Annotated in this window: 15 protein-coding genes; 5 read left to right on the top strand and 10 right to left on the bottom strand. The window is 60.5% G+C overall.

Going from position 1 to position 15,852, the window contains the following annotated elements; genetic code table 11:
- Positions 1–108 precede the first annotated feature (108 nt).
- Both ACKPCU_RS09120 and ACKPCU_RS09125 read right to left on the bottom strand, forming a co-directional pair.
- Positions 109–576, bottom strand: a complete 468-nt coding sequence (locus ACKPCU_RS09120; RefSeq protein ID WP_321351565.1) for an anti-virulence regulator CigR family protein — start codon at positions 574–576, stop codon at positions 109–111.
- An 11-nt stretch (positions 577–587) separates the two neighbouring features.
- On the bottom strand, positions 588–1,817 hold the full coding sequence (locus tag ACKPCU_RS09125; protein WP_321351567.1) for a YbfB/YjiJ family MFS transporter: 1,230 nt from the start codon (positions 1,815–1,817) through the stop codon (positions 588–590).
- A 358-nt stretch (positions 1,818–2,175) separates the two neighbouring features.
- Between ACKPCU_RS09125 and ACKPCU_RS09130 the strand changes: the two genes are divergently transcribed.
- Positions 2,176–3,627, top strand: a complete 1,452-nt coding sequence (locus ACKPCU_RS09130) for an MFS transporter (RefSeq protein WP_321351569.1) — start codon at positions 2,176–2,178, stop codon at positions 3,625–3,627.
- Between the two features lie 141 nt (positions 3,628–3,768).
- A complete protein-coding gene (locus ACKPCU_RS09135; RefSeq protein ID WP_321351571.1) occupies positions 3,769–5,646 on the top strand; it encodes an MFS transporter in 1,878 nt (625 codons plus the stop codon).
- Between the two features lie 133 nt (positions 5,647–5,779).
- Here ACKPCU_RS09135 and ACKPCU_RS09140 read toward each other — a convergent pair whose 3' ends face one another.
- The 3 genes from ACKPCU_RS09140 to msrB all read right to left on the bottom strand — a co-directional run bounded on the left by ACKPCU_RS09140 (position 5,780) and on the right by msrB (position 7,454).
- Entirely contained in the window at positions 5,780–6,259 is a 480-nt protein-coding gene (locus ACKPCU_RS09140) for an FKBP-type peptidyl-prolyl cis-trans isomerase (RefSeq protein WP_321351573.1), read from the bottom strand.
- Between the two features lie 74 nt (positions 6,260–6,333).
- The gene (msrA, locus tag ACKPCU_RS09145) at positions 6,334–6,936 is read right to left on the bottom strand and encodes a peptide-methionine (S)-S-oxide reductase MsrA (RefSeq protein ID WP_321351575.1); all 603 of its coding nucleotides are present in this window, start codon (positions 6,934–6,936) and stop codon (positions 6,334–6,336) included.
- Entirely contained in the window at positions 6,933–7,454 is a 522-nt protein-coding gene (msrB, locus tag ACKPCU_RS09150) for a peptide-methionine (R)-S-oxide reductase MsrB (protein WP_321351577.1), read from the bottom strand. Before msrB ends, msrA begins: the two co-directional genes overlap by 4 nt.
- 179 nt (positions 7,455–7,633) lie before the next feature.
- On the opposite strand from msrB, the gene ACKPCU_RS09155 reads away from it, so the two are divergent.
- Positions 7,634–8,866 carry a serine hydrolase domain-containing protein gene (locus ACKPCU_RS09155; RefSeq protein ID WP_321351578.1) on the top strand — a complete coding sequence of 411 codons (1,233 nt, stop codon included), beginning with the start codon at positions 7,634–7,636 and terminating at the stop codon, positions 8,864–8,866.
- Between the two features lie 96 nt (positions 8,867–8,962).
- Here the strand turns inward: ACKPCU_RS09155 and ACKPCU_RS09160 are convergent, their stop codons facing one another.
- Together ACKPCU_RS09160 and argF are read right to left on the bottom strand one after the other, a co-directional pair.
- Positions 8,963–10,069: an ABC transporter ATP-binding protein gene (locus ACKPCU_RS09160; protein WP_321351580.1), complete on the bottom strand. Its 1,107-nt coding sequence runs from the start codon at positions 10,067–10,069 to the stop codon at positions 8,963–8,965.
- Between the two features lie 6 nt (positions 10,070–10,075).
- Positions 10,076–10,981, bottom strand: coding sequence for an ornithine carbamoyltransferase (argF, locus tag ACKPCU_RS09165; protein ID WP_321351581.1), 906 nt, complete (start codon positions 10,979–10,981; stop codon positions 10,076–10,078).
- A 264-nt stretch (positions 10,982–11,245) separates the two neighbouring features.
- Here argF and ACKPCU_RS09170 point away from each other — a divergent pair, with 264 nt between their 5' ends.
- Both ACKPCU_RS09170 and grxD read left to right on the top strand, forming a co-directional pair.
- Complete coding sequence (locus tag ACKPCU_RS09170; RefSeq protein ID WP_321351583.1) at positions 11,246–13,339, top strand: molybdopterin oxidoreductase family protein; 2,094 nt, start codon at positions 11,246–11,248, stop codon at positions 13,337–13,339.
- Positions 13,340–13,408: 69 nt separating this feature from the next.
- The gene (gene grxD / locus ACKPCU_RS09175; protein ID WP_104738205.1) at positions 13,409–13,729 is read left to right on the top strand and encodes a Grx4 family monothiol glutaredoxin; all 321 of its coding nucleotides are present in this window, start codon (positions 13,409–13,411) and stop codon (positions 13,727–13,729) included.
- 132 nt (positions 13,730–13,861) lie between these two features.
- Here grxD and cysQ read toward each other — a convergent pair whose 3' ends face one another.
- The 3 genes from cysQ to ACKPCU_RS09190 all read right to left on the bottom strand — a co-directional run bounded on the left by cysQ (position 13,862) and on the right by ACKPCU_RS09190 (position 15,851).
- Positions 13,862–14,641 carry a 3'(2'),5'-bisphosphate nucleotidase CysQ gene (gene cysQ / locus ACKPCU_RS09180; protein WP_321351587.1) on the bottom strand — a complete coding sequence of 260 codons (780 nt, stop codon included), beginning with the start codon at positions 14,639–14,641 and terminating at the stop codon, positions 13,862–13,864.
- Between the two features lie 63 nt (positions 14,642–14,704).
- Positions 14,705–15,334 carry a transposase gene (locus ACKPCU_RS09185; protein ID WP_321351589.1) on the bottom strand — a complete coding sequence of 210 codons (630 nt, stop codon included), beginning with the start codon at positions 15,332–15,334 and terminating at the stop codon, positions 14,705–14,707.
- A gap of 127 nt (positions 15,335–15,461) precedes the next feature.
- Complete coding sequence (locus tag ACKPCU_RS09190) at positions 15,462–15,851, bottom strand: VanZ family protein (RefSeq protein ID WP_321351591.1); 390 nt, start codon at positions 15,849–15,851, stop codon at positions 15,462–15,464.
- Position 15,852 lies beyond the last annotated feature (1 nt).

Genomic DNA, 15,852 nt, shown 5'->3' on the forward strand with positions numbered 1-15,852 from the left:
AGCATCAATCTATTTGTACGATTGATGGCGTGGCAGTGGGCCCGGTCGACGCAAGCGTGCAAGCCGGATGGCCAGGAAGGGCGGGCCGAGTGGCCCGCCTGTGACGGGTCAGTCGAGGACGTTGTAGATGATGGATTCAATGATCCCGGTAGTGACATTGGCGAGTACCACATCATCGTCGATCTGGCGCCACTCGTAGCCGTCGTAATGGGGCAGGCGGCTCTCCAGGCGCGGGTCCAGCTGTCTGGCAATGCCCGGTGGCAGCGGTTTGCCGCGCGCCAGGTTCTTGCGAATGCCGGGCGGCAGGCTGTCACCGCGCTGTACCAGGTCGCGGTGGTCGCGGAAGATACGGCGGATCAGATCTTCTTCAATTCGATCATAGGGGCGGACGTCGCGGTCGCGACCCCGTTCCTCATACCGGCTTCGGTCACGATCATGATCATCGCGATAGTCGTTCTGATGCGACGAGTGACCGTTGTTGCCGTTGCCGTGCTCGTCCTGCCTGGCCTGAGACGGGCTGGCAATCACCATTGCCAGCAGGCCGGCAACGAGTAGGGGAGTTGTCTGCAGGCGCATGGACCTGTCCTTTATGCAATGTTGGTCTTTCTTGGAGCCTGGCTTGCGTCGTGGGTTCCTGATTGTCCGCCTGCGGACGGTGTGCGCCAGGTCCAGAACAGGCTCCATACCAGCGCGCCGGCGCCGAGCCACAGCGTTTCCGGCAAGGTGCCACCGCGGTTCAGCCATTCGTGGGCAAGCCAGGGGCCGATCAGTTGCGTAACGCTGTAGAGTGCGATCAGTGCTGCGGACAGCCTCGGGCCCTGGTGTGGTTGTAGATTGCGGCCTAACCGCTGAGTCAGCAGCACCGCGCCAAGGAAGCTGCTACCCATCAGCAGTGAGCACAGCACAACGCCCCACACGCCGGACAACAGCAGAGCAAAAACGACGCTGGCCAGTTGCAGCGCATAGTTGAGCAACAATGCGCGCTGATCGCCAAAGCGTTGTCCCAGGTGGTTCCATAGCCACGCGGCGGGCAGGGTCGCGCATGCGACGATCAGCCAGCTCTGATGCACCATCGGGTGGGCGTTACCGAGTTGAATACTGGCAATCATTGGCAGGAAGGTCATCGGCAGGATGTAGCCCAGTCCGGCGCCAGCGTAGGCCCAGAACAGCGGGCGAGTCTGTTTATCCAGCAGCGGCGAGTGGCGGCCTGCCTGAGGGCTGGCGTGCGTGCGCCGTGTCGCTTCTGGCTCTAGCCGCAGCATGACCCAGCCGCCCCAGGCTGCCAGCGGCAGACTGAGCAGAGCCGCGGGCCACCAACGCTCTGCCGTCGTCAGGCTCAGCCCGGGCGGATTGGCCAGCAGGCCAGAAATCAGCAATCCTGCGCCTACCCCCAGATAGATCAGGCCGCTTAGATTGATGCGTTGGCGGGCAGCCAGCCACTCCATCACCAGCGCTGGCACCATGACAAATACCAGACCATTGCTAATGCCGTTCGCCAGCCGCAGAGCGGTGATGCTGGGCAGGTCGTTGGTTAGGCTCAGGCCAATCAGCGAGAGGCAATGTACTGCCAGTGCCAGCGGTACGCTCCGATGAATCTGCGAGGGACGATGCCAGCGAATGGCAATCAGTGCCCCCAGCAGGTAGCCAATGTAGTTCCAGGTTGCCAGTGATGCGCCTTGCCCGGTGCTGAACTGTCCATCACTGACCAGCAGAGGCAGCAGCGGGGTAAAGATGAACCTGCCGAGGCCATGAACAACCAGCAGCAGAGCTGCGGCAGCAAGCACGGCTTGCTGAGTGGATGGTGCGCGGCTCGGCATCGGCCAGTCTCCCGTTCAGTCGCTGAAGCACCTGGTGCCCTGCGGTTGTTGGCAGCGCCATCATCGCGGCGAATAGGGGGTATATCCATCGCTGATGCGCTACTAAAGATAGCCCCTGTTCTTCTGCAGGCCTTGTGATTCCTGCACTCCGGCCTGTCGGGTGCGGCCGGAGCATACCAGCGGCTGAAACATATTGCATGAAGTTGGGTTCGCCGGACGGGACTGAGAGTAGTGCGGTGGGATTACTCTGCGGTATAGAGTATACAAACGTACACGGCCATTTCCGCGATGTCCGGTATGCACGAGAAGACAAATATAAGAAAGCGAGCCTTGCTCGTACGATTCTCTGGAGAGTGGTATGTCGCAGTCCAATAGCGATGCAAATGGCGTTCTGAAGCGCTCAACGATTTTGCTCCACGGGTCCATCGGCATGCCGTTGGCCATCATCGGCTACCCTCTGGTGGTCTACCTTCCCCCGTTTTATGCCCAGGAAGTGGGCTTGAATATGGCGCTGATGGCGCTGGTGCTGGTCATCGCCCGACTATCTGACGTTGTCACTGACCCGCTGATCGGGACCCTGAGCGATCGCTGGCGCACGCGCTTTGGTCGTCGCAAGCCCTGGCTGGTGATGGGGGTGCCGCTGATGCTGGCGGGAACGGTGATGATCTTTATGCCACCGGACGGGACGGGGATTGGTCATCTGCTGTTGTGGACGGTGCTGATGTACCTAGGTTGGACCATGGTGACCCTGCCGTATGGCGCGTGGGGGGCAGAGCTGTCCAACCAGTACCACCAGCGCAGTCGTGTGGTGGCTTCCCGCGAGGGGTTTGTGCTGATCGGGCTGTTTCTGGCGGCGCTGGCACCGGCGCTGGTGCAGGCGTTGGGCGCACGTTATCAGGCGGGTCAAACCGACGGCTGGCTGATGGAGACAGCGGTATTGCTGTTCGGCAAGGATGGTCAGCTGGGTATCGGCTACGGTCCGATTCTCGCCGTCATGGCCTGGATGCTGCTGATTCTGTTGCCGCTGACCGTGTTCTGGGTGGTGGGGGCGGTCAAGGAAGCGCCGCCGCAATCGGCTGAGCGGACTGACTGGAAGAAAGGGCTGCGGGTCATGAAGAACAACGGCCCGTTCAAGCGGATGATTCTGATGCTGCTGGTTGTGGTCACCGGTGAAGCCTTCCGCAACGCGCTGTCGGTGTTTTTCATGCAGCACGTAATTCAGATCCAGGCCCAGATTGGTCTGATGTATCTGCTGTATTTCGGTATCGGTATTCTCGGTATTCCGTTCTGGCTGCATGTGGGCAAACGCATTGGCAAGCACCGCGCATTCTGTGCTGCGCTGGCCATTTCCAGTACCAGTATCCTTGGCATGTTCTTCCTCGGCGCAGGGCAGCTGGCTCCCTTTGCTGTGCTGTTTGCGATCAAGGGCTTCTGCTTTGCCGCGTTCCAGTTTTTGCCGCTATCGATGCTGGCCGATATCGTCGACCTGGATACCGCCCGCAGTCGTGAGCATCGGACCGGCCTGTTCTTCGCCATCAGCGGCATGGCGCAAAAGGCAGCGATGGCGCTTGGTCTCGGGTTGTCGCTTGGGCTGCTGTCGCTGGTTGGCTTTGATGCCAAGGCGGTTGAACACAGCGCCGAGCAGCTGTTGTCGCTTCGGGTGCTCTATATTCTGGGGCCGGTGCTGCTGTACATGACGGCGTTTGTCATTGCCTGGCGCTATCCGTTGACGGCGGAGCGGCAGGAGCGCATCCACGGTTGGGTGGTGCGTCGCGAAGCCCGCCTGAGTGTTACTGCCGCGTCGCGCTGAGCTGCGTTATTACCGATTTTGTCGGCACATTCCGCGCGCGGATGTGCCGACATTGGGTATGCTGGCGTCCTGAATAGGATCCGGGTGGTCATTTTATATCACCCGATACGCCGCAAATCTGATCGGAAGGATCGCAGGATCATGTCGGAACACTCGCAGTTTCGTTTGCTCGGCAGCAAACGGTTTCTCCCTTTCTTCATCAGCCAGTTGCTTGGCGCCTTTAACGACAACCTGTTTAAACAGGCGCTGATTCTGGCGATCCTGTTCAAGCTCAGCTTCAATACCGACCGCGATCTGCTGATCAATCTCAGTGCCTTGCTGTTTATCCTGCCGTTCTTTCTGTTTTCGGCGCTGGGCGGGCAGTTTGGCGAGAAGTTCGACAAGGACATGCTGATCCGGCGTATCAAGCTGGGCGAGGTCGGCATCATGTTGCTGGGGGCGCTTGGCCTCTGGCTCGGTAGTCTGCCGCTGTTGCTGGTGGTGCTATTCGCGATGGGCACGCAGTCGGCGCTGTTCGGTCCGGTCAAGTATTCGATCCTGCCGCAGGCGCTGGCAGAGGACGAGCTGGTCGGCGGCAATGCGCTGGTCGAGATGGGCACCTTTCTGGCGATTCTGGGCGGTACACTCTGCGCAGGCATCCTGATGGCCTCTGGGGGCTGGGCCGCGCTGGTGGGCGGTTCGGTGGTACTGGTGGCCATTGGTGGCTATCTGGCTGCGTGCCGAATCCCTGCGTCCAGCGCCGGCCTGCCGAACCTGGCCATTGACTGGAACATCTTCCGTCAGTCCTGGGCCATTCTGCGGCTGGGTCTGAAAGAGCAGGTTCCCTCGGTGTCGCGCTCGATTCTCGGCAACTCCTGGTTCTGGTTCCTCGGCGCAACCTATCTGACGCAGATCCCCGGTTTTGCCAAGGACTACCTGCACGGTGATGAAAGCGTGGTGACGCTGATTCTGACCGTCTTCTCGGTTGGTATCGCGCTGGGCTCGGTGCTGTGCGAACGGTTGTCCGGGCACAAGGTCGAGATTGGTCTGGTGCCGTTCGGCTCGTTTGGGTTGAGCGTCTTCGGCCTGCTTATCTGGAGCATGTCAGGCAGCATTGCCGTCGGCGCTTCACCCTATGACTGGATAGAATTGCTCAAGCAGCCGGGCGCCTGGGGCGTGATGGGCAGTATTCTCGGGTTGGGTGTGTTTGGTGGCTTCTACATCGTGCCGCTGTATGCGCTGATTCAGTCGCGCAGTCATGAGGACGAGCGCGCACGCGTTATCGCCGCCAACAATATTCTCAACGCGTTGTTGATGGTGTGCTCGGCGATTCTCGCGATCGTCATGCTCAGTGTGCTGGAGCTGTCGATCCCGACCCTGTTCCTGACCATTTCGCTGCTTAACCTGCTGGTCAACGGCTACATCTTCAAGGTGGTGCCCGAGTTCAGCATGCGTTTTCTCATCTGGCTGCTGGGCCACTCTATGTACCGGGTTGAGCACCGTAATCTGGAAGCGATTCCGGATGAGGGAGCCTGTGTGCTGGTCTGCAACCACGTGTCGTTTGTGGACGCATTGCTGATTGGCGGCGCAGTGCGCCGCCCCGTACGCTTTGTCATGTATTACAAGATTTACCAATTGCCGGTGCTCAACTTTGTTTTCCGCACCGCCGGTACGGTCCCGATTGCTGGTCGTCAGGAAGACGAGGCGGTGTATGAGGCCGCCTTCAAGCGTATTTCCGAGTATCTGCGGGCGGGCGAGGTGGTCTGTATCTTCCCGGAGGGCAAGCTGACAGCGGATGGCGAGATGGATGCGTTTCGTGCCGGTATCACGCGTATTCTGGAAAACGACCCGGTACCGGTCATCCCGATGGCATTGCAGGGGTTGTGGGGCAGCTTCTTCAGCCGTGACCCGAACAAGGGGTTCTTCCGCCGCTTCTGGTCACGGGTCGGGTTGGTCGCAGGCGAGCCGGTGGCGCCGGAAGCTGCCCTGCCGGACAGCCTGCATCAGCAGGTGCTGACGCTGCGCGGTGATCGCCGCTGAATCTGTTAGCTATTAAAGCTAGGCCAGTGTAGGGACGCAGCATGCTGCGTCCGGCTTGACTGCCGCACTTGGTTGATAACTCACCATGCGGCTGAGCAGCGGACGCGACATGTCGCGCCCCTGCGGCTGGTGATCAGTGGTGATGACCGCCCACGCCGTGGGCGTGACCGTGAGCCAGCTCTTCTTCGGTTGCAGCGCGGACGTCGAGGATCTCGACGTTGAAGGTCAGCTCGCGGCCTGCGAGCGGGTGATTGGTATCAACCACTACCTGCGACAATCCCGGCTTGACCACCACAACCTGACGCGGGCCTTGCTCGGTCTGCAGCACGGCGATCATGCCCGGCTTCCACTTTTTTGCACCTTGCAGGTACTTGGCCTGCACTTTTTGCAGGGCGTTCTCGTGCGGCTGGCCGTAAGCCTTTTCCGGCGGGATGGTGACGGTGAAACTCTCGCCAGCGCTGCGACCTTCCATGGCTTCCAGCAGACCATCGATCAGGCCCGCCTGACCATGCAGGTAGAGCACCGGTTCGTGCTCGCGAGAGGATTCAATCGGGCCATCCGCATCGGACAGGTCGTAGTGAAACTGGACAACGGTTTTCTCGGCAATCTGCATGGTTCAATCCGTTTGGGTTGAGTGATCAAAGGCCGCCATTATCCAGACTCGCGCAGCATATTTCCATCCGCGGTTCAGTCGCCCCAGAGTTCCTCCAGGCGCGAATCACGGCCGCAGGTGGTGCGGTAGAAGTTATAGCGCAGCGGATTCTTGTGGTAGTAGTCCTGGTGGTACTCCTCGGCGGGGTAGAAGGGCTGACGCGGCAGAATCAGCGTGGCGATCGGCTGCTCGAAGCGGCCGGAGCGCTCCAGCGCATCGCGCGAGGCTTCCAGCAGCGCTTTTTGCTCGTCATTGGCGTAGTACATCGCGCTGCGGTACTGCATGCCGTGGTCGCAGAACTGTGCATTCGGGGTGATTGGGTCAATGGTTTTCCAGAACGCTTCAACCAGTGTTGCGTAGCTGGTTTTGCTCGGGTCGAAGAACACCGCCACCGATTCGATATGGCCGGTCCCGCCAGCAGACACTTGCTGGTAGTTGGCGCTGCTGGCATCGCCGCCGGTGTAGCCTGAAATGGTCTCGACGACGCCCGGCATCTTGTCGAAATCCGACTCGGTGCACCAGAAACAGCCCCCTGAGAACACCGCCATTTCCGTGCCGGCAGGCCCTTCGGTAATCGCCTCATTGGCAAAACTGACCGGCGCAATCAGCAGCAGACCAAGCAGTATTGAGCGGATCATGCGTCACCTCGCAGGGCCGGCATTGGCTCGCCGGCGGCAATGAACTTAAGGGCCACACCGTTGTTGCACCAGCGCTCGCCGCGCGGTGGCGGACCGTCGTTGAAGACGTGGCCCTGATGCCCGCCGCAGCGCCCGCAGTGGTACTCGGTGCGCGGCCAGATCAGTGCGTAATCCTGTTTGGTGCCCATGTGGCCGGCAATCGGCTGGGTGAAGCTGGGCCAGCCGGTTCCGCTGTCAAACTTGTGTTCGGATGAGAACAGCGGCAGATGGCAAGCGGCGCAGACATAGGTGCCGTCCTCGTACAGCTTGTCCAACGGGCTGCTGCGTGGACGTTCAGTATCTTCCTCGAACAGAACCTTCCAGGCGGCCTCCGAGACCTTGTCGCGCCAGTAGTCCGGGTCGGTATTCAGCGCTTGCACTGTCGATTCATGGAAGGCATCGGCAGCCTGGACGTTGGTGGTCAACAGGGGCAATGCCGGTGCGGCCAGCAGGCCGGAAAGCAGGGTGCGGCGTTTCATGGTCGTTCCTGTTCTGTGAGTTCAGCTATCTGACGCCTGACAGGGGCATTTGTTACATCGAGCCTGAATGATCATTCGAAGTGATTGTGGCTGAGACAGCTTGGCGTTTTGTCCCGGGCCGGATAGGCTATTCAGGCCAATCACATTAACAGGGTAGAACAATAATGATCGGTTCCCGAATGCGTACATGGCTGGTAGGCGCTTTGCTTACCAGCGGCCTGGTTGCTGGCAGCTGGGTAGACAGCACACCGCACACCTTTACCCAACAACGGCTGGATGCTTTTGGCGCAGCCATGGCGCAGGAAGTTCAGCAGGGCCGCATCGCTGGTATTGCAACGCTGGTCTACCAGAACGGTGAGGTGGTACAGCGTGGCCAATACGGATTTGCCGACCGGGAGCAGAGCAAGCCACTGACGCCTGACAGCCTGTACAAGATTTTCTCGTTGACCAAGCTGGTGACCGGCACTGCGCTGCTGACACTCTACGACGAGGGTCGTTTTGAACTGGATGATCCCGTTGGCAAGTATATCCCCGAGCTGCAGAACCTCCGGGTTGCGGTTGCCGACGGGCCCGACGGGATGCCCGAGACCGAGCCGGCAGCGCACCCGGTAACCATTCGCGAACTGATGACCCACACTGGTGGCTTCACCTACGGCCGCTTCGGCAATACCCAGGTCGATCAGCTGTACGTCAAGGCGGATATTCAGAACCGCGATTCCACCTTTGCCGACATGATGGCCAAGCTGCAGCACATTCCGTTGCTATATCAACCGGGCACCGTATGGAATTACAGCATCTCGGTCGATATCCAGGCCTATCTGGTTGAGGTGCTGTCGGGTAAGTCGTTTGACGCCTATCTGCAGGAGCGCCTGTTCGATCCGCTGAAGATGGTCGATACCGACTTTTATGCGCCGGCGGATAAGGCTGAGCGCTTGGCACTGTCCTACAAGCCACAGGAAGATGGCTCACTCGCGCCCCTGCCAAATACACCGTTCCTCAGCAAGCCGCGGTTTCTCAATGGCGGCGGCGGGCTGATCTCGTCGCTGGACGACTACCTGCGGTTCGCGCGCATGTTGCTGGCCGGTGGTGAGCTGGACGGGGTGCGGATTCTCAAGCCGGAAACGGTCGAGTTGATGCGTCAGAACCAGCTGCCGGAAGGTGTGGACAATATTGGCCCGTTCTTTCCCGGTAACCAGTTTGGCCTAAACGTGGCGGTGGTCAACGACTCGCCCGCTGCGGGTTACTTGCCCGAAGGCACGTTCTGGTGGTGGGGGATTCAAGGCGCGTGGTGCTGGATTGATCCGAATAACCAAGCGATTGTGATCGGCATGATGCAGAACACCGACTATCGCCTGTCACGGATGATTCACGGCAAGGCAAGTCGTGCGCTTTACGGGCCAGTGGAGCCCTGATCCGGGGCTCCAATGGCCCGGGGGTAGCAGGTGTGGCGAGTGCGGGCACGGCATGCCGTGCCCCTGCGCTAGGGTAGGGCGACCGTAGCGAAACGGTCAGGCAGAGCGACCGGTATCCAGTACCTGCTCCAGCGGTAGCTGGGCGTGCAGATTGACGCTGCCCTGGGCAGGAAACACCACCAGATGCTCCGCTGCAACCCGCAGCCCGACCTCGTCGCCGGGCTGATGATCGGCGTGGCTTGGAAACAGGGCTTCCAGCTGGGTGCCGGTCTGCAGTTGCATGCGGTAGAGGATGGTCGCGCCCTGGAAGGTACGATCAATAACCCTCGCACGCAGCTCACTGTGAGCGTCTCCCACCAGGTCATCCGGCCGCAACAGCACATCGACCGCGCCGCCGACGGGCAACTGATAGGCGCGATTACCGTGAATCACTCCCAGCTCGGTCTGCACGGTGTCGCTGGAGAGCAGTTGCCCACGAATGAAGTAGCCCTGACCGATGAAGCTGGCAACAAAGGGCGTCGCCGGTTCGTGGTAGAGGTTATACGGGGTGTCCCACTGCTGCAGTTGGCCGTCCTTCAGCACGCCGACGTGATCGCACACGGCAAAGGCCTCGGCCTGATCATGGGTCACCAGCATGGCGCTGATACCGCGTGACTTGAGAATGTCGCGCACTTCGGCCGAGAGCCGGCGGCGCAGTTCGCCGTCCAGGTTGGAGAAGGGTTCATCCAGCAGCAACAGACGCGGGTTGGGAGCCATGGCCCGAGCCAGCGCAACACGTTGCTGTTGACCGCCGGACAGCTCATGCGGGTAGCGCGAGCCCAGCTTGTCCAGCTTGACCAGAGCGAGCAGCTCTTCAACGACCCGTTTACGCTCCGGACTCTTGTGAATACCAAAGCCCACATTCTCGGCGACGGTCAGATGCGGGAACAGTGCATAGTCCTGAAAGACCATGCCAATCTGCCGCTGCTCGGGGGCAATGCGCAGGGTTGGGGTGCTCAGGGCCTTGCCGTCGAGCAGGATTTCGCCGCCGGTAATGGGTTCAAATCCGGCGATAGCGCGCAGGGTCGTGGTTTTACCGCAACCGGAGGGACCCAGCAGACAGCCGATGTCGCCTTCGCGCAGACGAATGTTCAGGTCGTTGACGATCAGCTGCTGGCCGTAGCCGCATTTGAGGTTGTTCAGCTCTAGTACCGGGCTGGACATACCGTCTCACTCAACCAGCAGGAATTCGACCAGCGCCTTTTGAGCGTGCAGGCGGTTTTCGGCCTGATCCCAGACAACGCTGCGCGGATCGTCCATCAGCTCGGCGCTGACTTCCTCGCCACGGTGGGCCGGCAGGCAGTGCATGAATAATACGGACTCATCGGCCGCATCAAGCATGGCTGGCGTGACCTGATAGGGCGCGAACTGCTTCAGGCGTGCTTCTGCTTCGTCTTCCTGGCCCATGGACGCCCAGACATCGGTATTGACCAGATGGGCACCGGAAACGGCTTCCATCGGATCGCGCATCACGGTTACGCGGTCACCGGCCTGTTCGAGGAACTGCGCCGACGGCTCATAGCCTTCCGGGCAGGCGACGCGAAGCTGGAAGTCAAACTGGATGGCAGCCTGAATAAAGGTGTTGCACATGTTGTTGCCATCGCCAATCCAGGCCACGGTCTTGCCCTTGATCGGGCCGCGGTGCTCCAGATAGGTCTGCATGTCGGCGAGCAACTGGCAAGGATGCAGGTCGTCGCTCAGACCATTGATGATCGGCACCTTGGAGTACTGGGCAAAGGTTTCCAGTGTCTCGTGGGCGAAGGTGCGGATCATGATCGCATCGCACATGCTGGACAGCACACGGGCACTGTCTTCGATCGGCTCGCCACGGCCCAACTGGGTGTCACGCGGAGACAGGAAGATGGCCTGGCCACCCAGATGAATCATGCCGGCTTCGAAGGAGACGCGGGTACGGGTAGAGGCCTTTTCGAAGATCATCCCCAGTACGCGGTTTTTCAGCGGCTCGTACACCACGCCCTGGCGATGCAGTGACTTGAGTTCGATGCCACGTTTGATCAGGCCAATGAGTTCTGCTTCGGAGCAGTCCATCAGCGATAGAAAGTGCCGTGTAGTCATATGTGTACTACCTGAGTTACCTCGGCCGCCCGGCGACCGGAAACAGTGACCCGTACCACGACCTGACGGCCTGGTATCAGCCACAGCAAATAAAGAGAAGCGGGGATCTTATAGGGAAATTCCGGGCAAAGGCAAATAAAGCGGTCTGCGCGGCAGATTCAGTCGCTGAATAGACCCGTATTCTGCCGCGTGCAGCGCGGTGGCGAGCCAGCCGCAACAGCCCCTAGAATGGTTGATCATAATAATACCTGCCTGGTGAATGACATGTCCGTGACCCACTACCGCGCCTGCCACCTGTGCGAGGCCATCTGCGGCCTGGCGATTGAGACCGAAGGTGACCGCATTCTCTCAATCAAGGGTGACCCGCAAGACCCTTTCAGCCGCGGCCACATCTGCCCGAAGGCGATTGCCCTGCAGGATATTCAGGATGATCCGCAGCGCCTGCGCCAGCCGGTGAAGCGGGTTGACGAGCGCTGGGAGGAGATCAGCTGGGACGAGGCGTTTGCACTGGTGACAGAGCGTCTGGCGGCGATCCAGCAAAAGCATGGCAATAACGCCGTGGGCGTCTACATGGGCAACCCGAATGTGCATAACTACGGCTCCATGACCCATGGCAACTACTTCCTGGGGCAACTGCACACCCGCCAACGCTACTCGGCCACCTCGGTTGATCAACTGCCGCACCATCTGGTGTCGCTCTGGCTCTATGGCCACATGTTGATGATCCCGATCCCGGATATTGACCACACCGATTACTTCCTGATGCTCGGCGCGAACCCGCTGGCCTCCAATGGCAGCATTATGACCGTGCCAGACGTGACCAAGCGCATCAAGGCACTGCAAGGGCGGGGTGGCAAGCTGGTGGTGGTCGATCCGCGCCGCAGCGAAACGGCTGCCATTGCCAGTGAGCACCTGTTCATTCAGCCGGGTACCGACGTTGCCTTGCTGCTTGGCTTGCTCAACACCCTGTTCAGCGAGCAGTTGACCCGCCAGAGCCCGGTGCTGGAAAGCACTGCCGGGCTGGCAGAGGTGCGCGATGCGGTTGCCGAGTTCACCGCCGAGCGGATGGCTCCGGCGTGCGGCATTCCAGCCGAACAGATCCGCCAGTTGGCACGAGACTTTGCTGGCGCCGAGCGCGCGGTTTGCTATGGCCGCATGGGCGTGTCGGTACAGCGTTACGGCACCCTCTGCCAGTGGCTGATTCAGGTCATCAACCTGGTCACCGGCAATGTGGATGTGCCCGGCGGTTCACTGTTTCCGGAGCCTGCGTTTGAGGTGGCATCGGCCCGGCGCCCCGGCCATTTCGACAAGTGGCGCTCGCGGGTCTCCGGGCTGCCGGAATTCAATGGCGAGCTGCCGGTCGCCGCGTTGGCCGAGGAAATTCTGACTCCGGGCGAGGGGCAGATCCGCGCGTTGGTCACCTCGGCGGGTAACCCTGTGCTGTCCACGCCCAACGGTCGTCAGCTTGATGCCGCGCTGGAGAGTCTGGAGTTCATGGTCAGTGTGGACCTCTATATCAATGAAACCACCCGCCACGCCGACGTCATTCTGCCGCCCACCGCATCACTGGAACACGATCACTACGACATCACATTCAACAACTTCGCTGTTCGCAACGTCACCCGCTATAACCAGCCGGTGTTGAGCAAGCCCGAGGGCGCACTGCACGACTGGGAGATTTTTGTCGGTCTTGGCAAGGCGTTTGCCGCTGCGACCGGGCAGCCGGCGCGGCCGACACAGCCACCGCATGAACTGGTCGATATGGCGGTGCGTGCCGGCCCCTATGGCGACCGCCTGTCGCTGAATGTACTCAAGGAAAACCCGCACGGTATCGATCTTGGCCCGCTGCAGCCCAACCTGTTGCGCCGAATTCAGACCGAGAGCCGGCGCATTGAACTGGCTCAGCCCGCCATGCTGCAGGATCTGCAGCGGGTTGCCGCCGAGCTGGCAGAACTGGCACCCGCCGCTGGTGAATTGCGCCTGATTGGCCGTCGCCATGTGCGCAGCAATAACTCCTGGATGCACAACTATCAGCGTTTGGTGAAGGGTAAGCCGCGTGACCAGTTGCTGATGCATCCGGACGACCTGACCGCGCGCAATCTGCAGGATGGGCAGCAGGTGACCGTGCGCTCGCGGGTGGGCGAGGTGCAGGTGGCGGTCTGCGCCAGTGATGAAATGGCACCGGGCGTGGTTAGTCTGCCCCACGGTTGGGGGCACAACCGGCCCGGTATTCAAATGGATATTGCCGAGCAGCATGCGGGTGTCAGCGTCAACGACCTGACCGATGAGCGCTTCCTCGATCCGGTGACCGGTAATGCCGCGCTCAACGGTCTGCGGGTTGAGGTGGTGGCAGCATAAGCGGGCGCTTTGCTGTAGAATGCCCGGTCAGCAACGCGTTCGAATGCCCTTTACGTTATGAGGAATACCATGGATATCATCGATACCATCAAAGAACAGATCGCCAGCAACCCGGTGCTGATCTACATGAAAGGCGCGCCGAATGCTCCGCAGTGCGGCTTCTCTGCCCGCGCCGTGCAAGCACTGATGGCTTGTGGTGAGAAGTTCGCCTACGTGGATATCCTGCAGAATCCGGACATCCGTGCGAACCTGCCGGGTTATGCCAACTGGCCGACATTCCCCCAGCTGTGGATCAATGGTGAACTGGTCGGTGGCAGTGACATCATTCTCGAGCTGCATGAATCCGGCGAACTGCAAGGTATGGTCAAGGCTGCTCAGCCCGCTGCCTGATCCGTATCGCGCAATACTGAAACGCCCGACGGCCTGTGGCCTCGGGCGTTTTTTATTCACCGCGAAATGTCGGTGTTCCGGCGTGCGCTCCGTACCGATGGCCACCACCGTTCTCCCACGGGCCCTGGTCAATCAGAAGAACGGCTCCGCGCCGCTGGCGACAAAGTGCGGGTTTTCAAAGCCGGGCTTGCCGTACCGCAATGGCCCGCCGTCGAAGGTTTGTACCTGCCCGCCAGCGGCGGCCAGCACGGCATGGCCGGCGGCAATATCCCACTCCATGGTTCGACCTTGGCGGGGGTAAATGTCAGCCTTGCCAGCGGCAATCAGACATAGCTTGAGCGACGATCCTGCATTGACCAGCTTGTGTATTTTTCGGCCGGACAACAGCTGCTTCAGCGCCTGCTCGTCACCATGCGATCGACTGGCCAGTACGTCCAGTCCTTGCTCGCCGGGCGTCCGTACATGAATCGGCTCGCGGCCGGTGACGCTTTCAAAGAAGGCACCATCGGCTAGCGAGCCGGCATACAACTCGCCGAGTGCCGGAGCCAGTACGACCCCCAGTATGGGGCGGCCGTGCTCGATCAGAGCGATGTTGACCGTGAACTCGCCGTTGCGGTTGACGAACTCGCGCGTACCATCCAACGGGTCTACCAGCCAGAAGCAATCGCCGATTTCAGGAACAATACCGGCAGCGCAGGCTTCTTCCGCCACCACCGGGAAGTTGCAGGTTAGTTTCGCCAGCTCGCTGAGGATAATGGCTTCGGCCTTCTCGTCGGCTTCGGTGACCGGGGACGCGTCGGCTTTGCCGCGCACCTCAAAGTCGCTGTGGTAGATGTCGAGAATCAACTCGCCGGCCGCCCGGCAAACAGGGATCAGGGCGTTCAGTAGTTTCCGTTGTTCTGCTGCCTGCATGCTGCTTCCTGATTGGGATGTTGGCCCTGCAGGATACCATCAAGCGCGGAGCCGTCGCTTCGTTCAGTGTGCCTTGGCGGGCAAACTGGACCATCGCCATTCATCCGGTTGGTTGCACAAGCCAGCGGTCACAGGGCTGTTGTGGATCTGCTGTATGGTGGGTGCCAGGTCGCGCGGCTCAGGGATATAGCGATCCCAGTAGTCGCGCATCCACAACATGCGCCCAGGTGTCTTCAGTTGCAGCTCGTCCTTGTGCAGTAGCATCCAGCGCGTGGTGGCGGTTTTCCAGGCCTGCACGATGCGCGGCATGGAGTAGGTCGGCTCAAGCAGGACATGTGCGTGGTTCGGCATGATGCACCACGCAATCAGTTTGTAGCGCTTGCGGTTATGTTGCTCAAGCGCGTCGATCAGCTCGGCGGCCATGCGTGGATGCCTCAACAGACAGCAACCCTCACCTTGCTGCAGCACCTCCTCGAGGCGCTGGCGTCTCTGCAGGGCGCGTTGGGCCTGGGGGTAGTCGCGAATTTCCTTGCTGATTGCCCGTTGAGTGCATTGTGGTAGCGCATCAGCCAGCTTCAGGGTGATCAGCTGCACATCGTAAGGAATGGGGCGTTCTGAGACGCTGGGCTGTCGCTCCCAGCCTTTCCATACGTCGGCGCGATTAACGCTGGGGGTGAAGTTGTCTCGGGACATTGATCTTCCTTGTCGTTGTTCCATCAGGAACCTTAACAGCAGGAAGAATGATGTCATTTGGCCGTATTCGCCAAATGTGAAACAAATTGGATTTTTGGCTCAATGCTAGCCCAAACGGGTGAGGTGGCTAACCTTCAACAGGCCTTTGGCGTCGGATCAGTAGCGTGTAGCAGGCGATCAGCAGTAGGCCCACCAGCAACCCACAGCTGTTCGCCATGACGTCTCCCCAATCCGGGGAGCGGGTAGGGTGCAGGGATTGAACCAGTTCCACAGCGGCGCCAACAAGTGTCATGAAGATCGCTCGAAACCACCAGCGCCAGCGAGGGAAGGCGGCGAAGCTGAGCACCGTCAGGGCAAAGATGCCGCCGGCGTGGTAGCCGGAGGCCTGCCAGCTGTACGCGGTTGGTGGCGGGCTGGGGCTCATGCCCAGATACAGCCCGAGTGCCAGCAGGGCAAAGAAGGCGAGCTTGAACCACAGGCTGTAGCGCGCCATCAGGCGCTCAATGAGCTGCCTCATG

Origin of the sequence: Halopseudomonas oceani (genome assembly GCF_963677335.1) — a bacterium.
Taxonomy (GTDB): Bacteria; Pseudomonadota; Gammaproteobacteria; order Pseudomonadales; family Pseudomonadaceae; genus Halopseudomonas; species Halopseudomonas oceani.

Coding starts and splice junctions, on each gene's coding strand:
- ACKPCU_RS09120 (WP_321351565.1), bottom strand. CDS start 576: ATGCGCCTGCAGACAACTCCCCTACTCGTTGCCGGCCTGCTGGCAATG.
- ACKPCU_RS09170 (WP_321351583.1), top strand. CDS start 11,246: ATGTCCGTGACCCACTACCGCGCCTGCCACCTGTGCGAGGCCATCTGC.
- argF (WP_321351581.1), bottom strand. CDS start 10,981: ATGACTACACGGCACTTTCTATCGCTGATGGACTGCTCCGAAGCAGAA.
- ACKPCU_RS09130 (WP_321351569.1), top strand. CDS start 2,176: ATGTCGCAGTCCAATAGCGATGCAAATGGCGTTCTGAAGCGCTCAACG.
- cysQ (WP_321351587.1), bottom strand. CDS start 14,641: ATGCAGGCAGCAGAACAACGGAAACTACTGAACGCCCTGATCCCTGTT.
- msrB (WP_321351577.1), bottom strand. CDS start 7,454: ATGAAACGCCGCACCCTGCTTTCCGGCCTGCTGGCCGCACCGGCATTG.
- msrA (WP_321351575.1), bottom strand. CDS start 6,936: ATGATCCGCTCAATACTGCTTGGTCTGCTGCTGATTGCGCCGGTCAGT.
- ACKPCU_RS09125 (WP_321351567.1), bottom strand. CDS start 1,817: ATGCCGAGCCGCGCACCATCCACTCAGCAAGCCGTGCTTGCTGCCGCA.
- ACKPCU_RS09140 (WP_321351573.1), bottom strand. CDS start 6,259: ATGCAGATTGCCGAGAAAACCGTTGTCCAGTTTCACTACGACCTGTCC.
- ACKPCU_RS09160 (WP_321351580.1), bottom strand. CDS start 10,069: ATGTCCAGCCCGGTACTAGAGCTGAACAACCTCAAATGCGGCTACGGC.
- grxD (WP_104738205.1), top strand. CDS start 13,409: ATGGATATCATCGATACCATCAAAGAACAGATCGCCAGCAACCCGGTG.
- ACKPCU_RS09190 (WP_321351591.1), bottom strand. CDS start 15,851: ATGAGGCAGCTCATTGAGCGCCTGATGGCGCGCTACAGCCTGTGGTTC.
- ACKPCU_RS09135 (WP_321351571.1), top strand. CDS start 3,769: ATGTCGGAACACTCGCAGTTTCGTTTGCTCGGCAGCAAACGGTTTCTC.
- ACKPCU_RS09155 (WP_321351578.1), top strand. CDS start 7,634: ATGCGTACATGGCTGGTAGGCGCTTTGCTTACCAGCGGCCTGGTTGCT.
- ACKPCU_RS09185 (WP_321351589.1), bottom strand. CDS start 15,334: ATGTCCCGAGACAACTTCACCCCCAGCGTTAATCGCGCCGACGTATGG.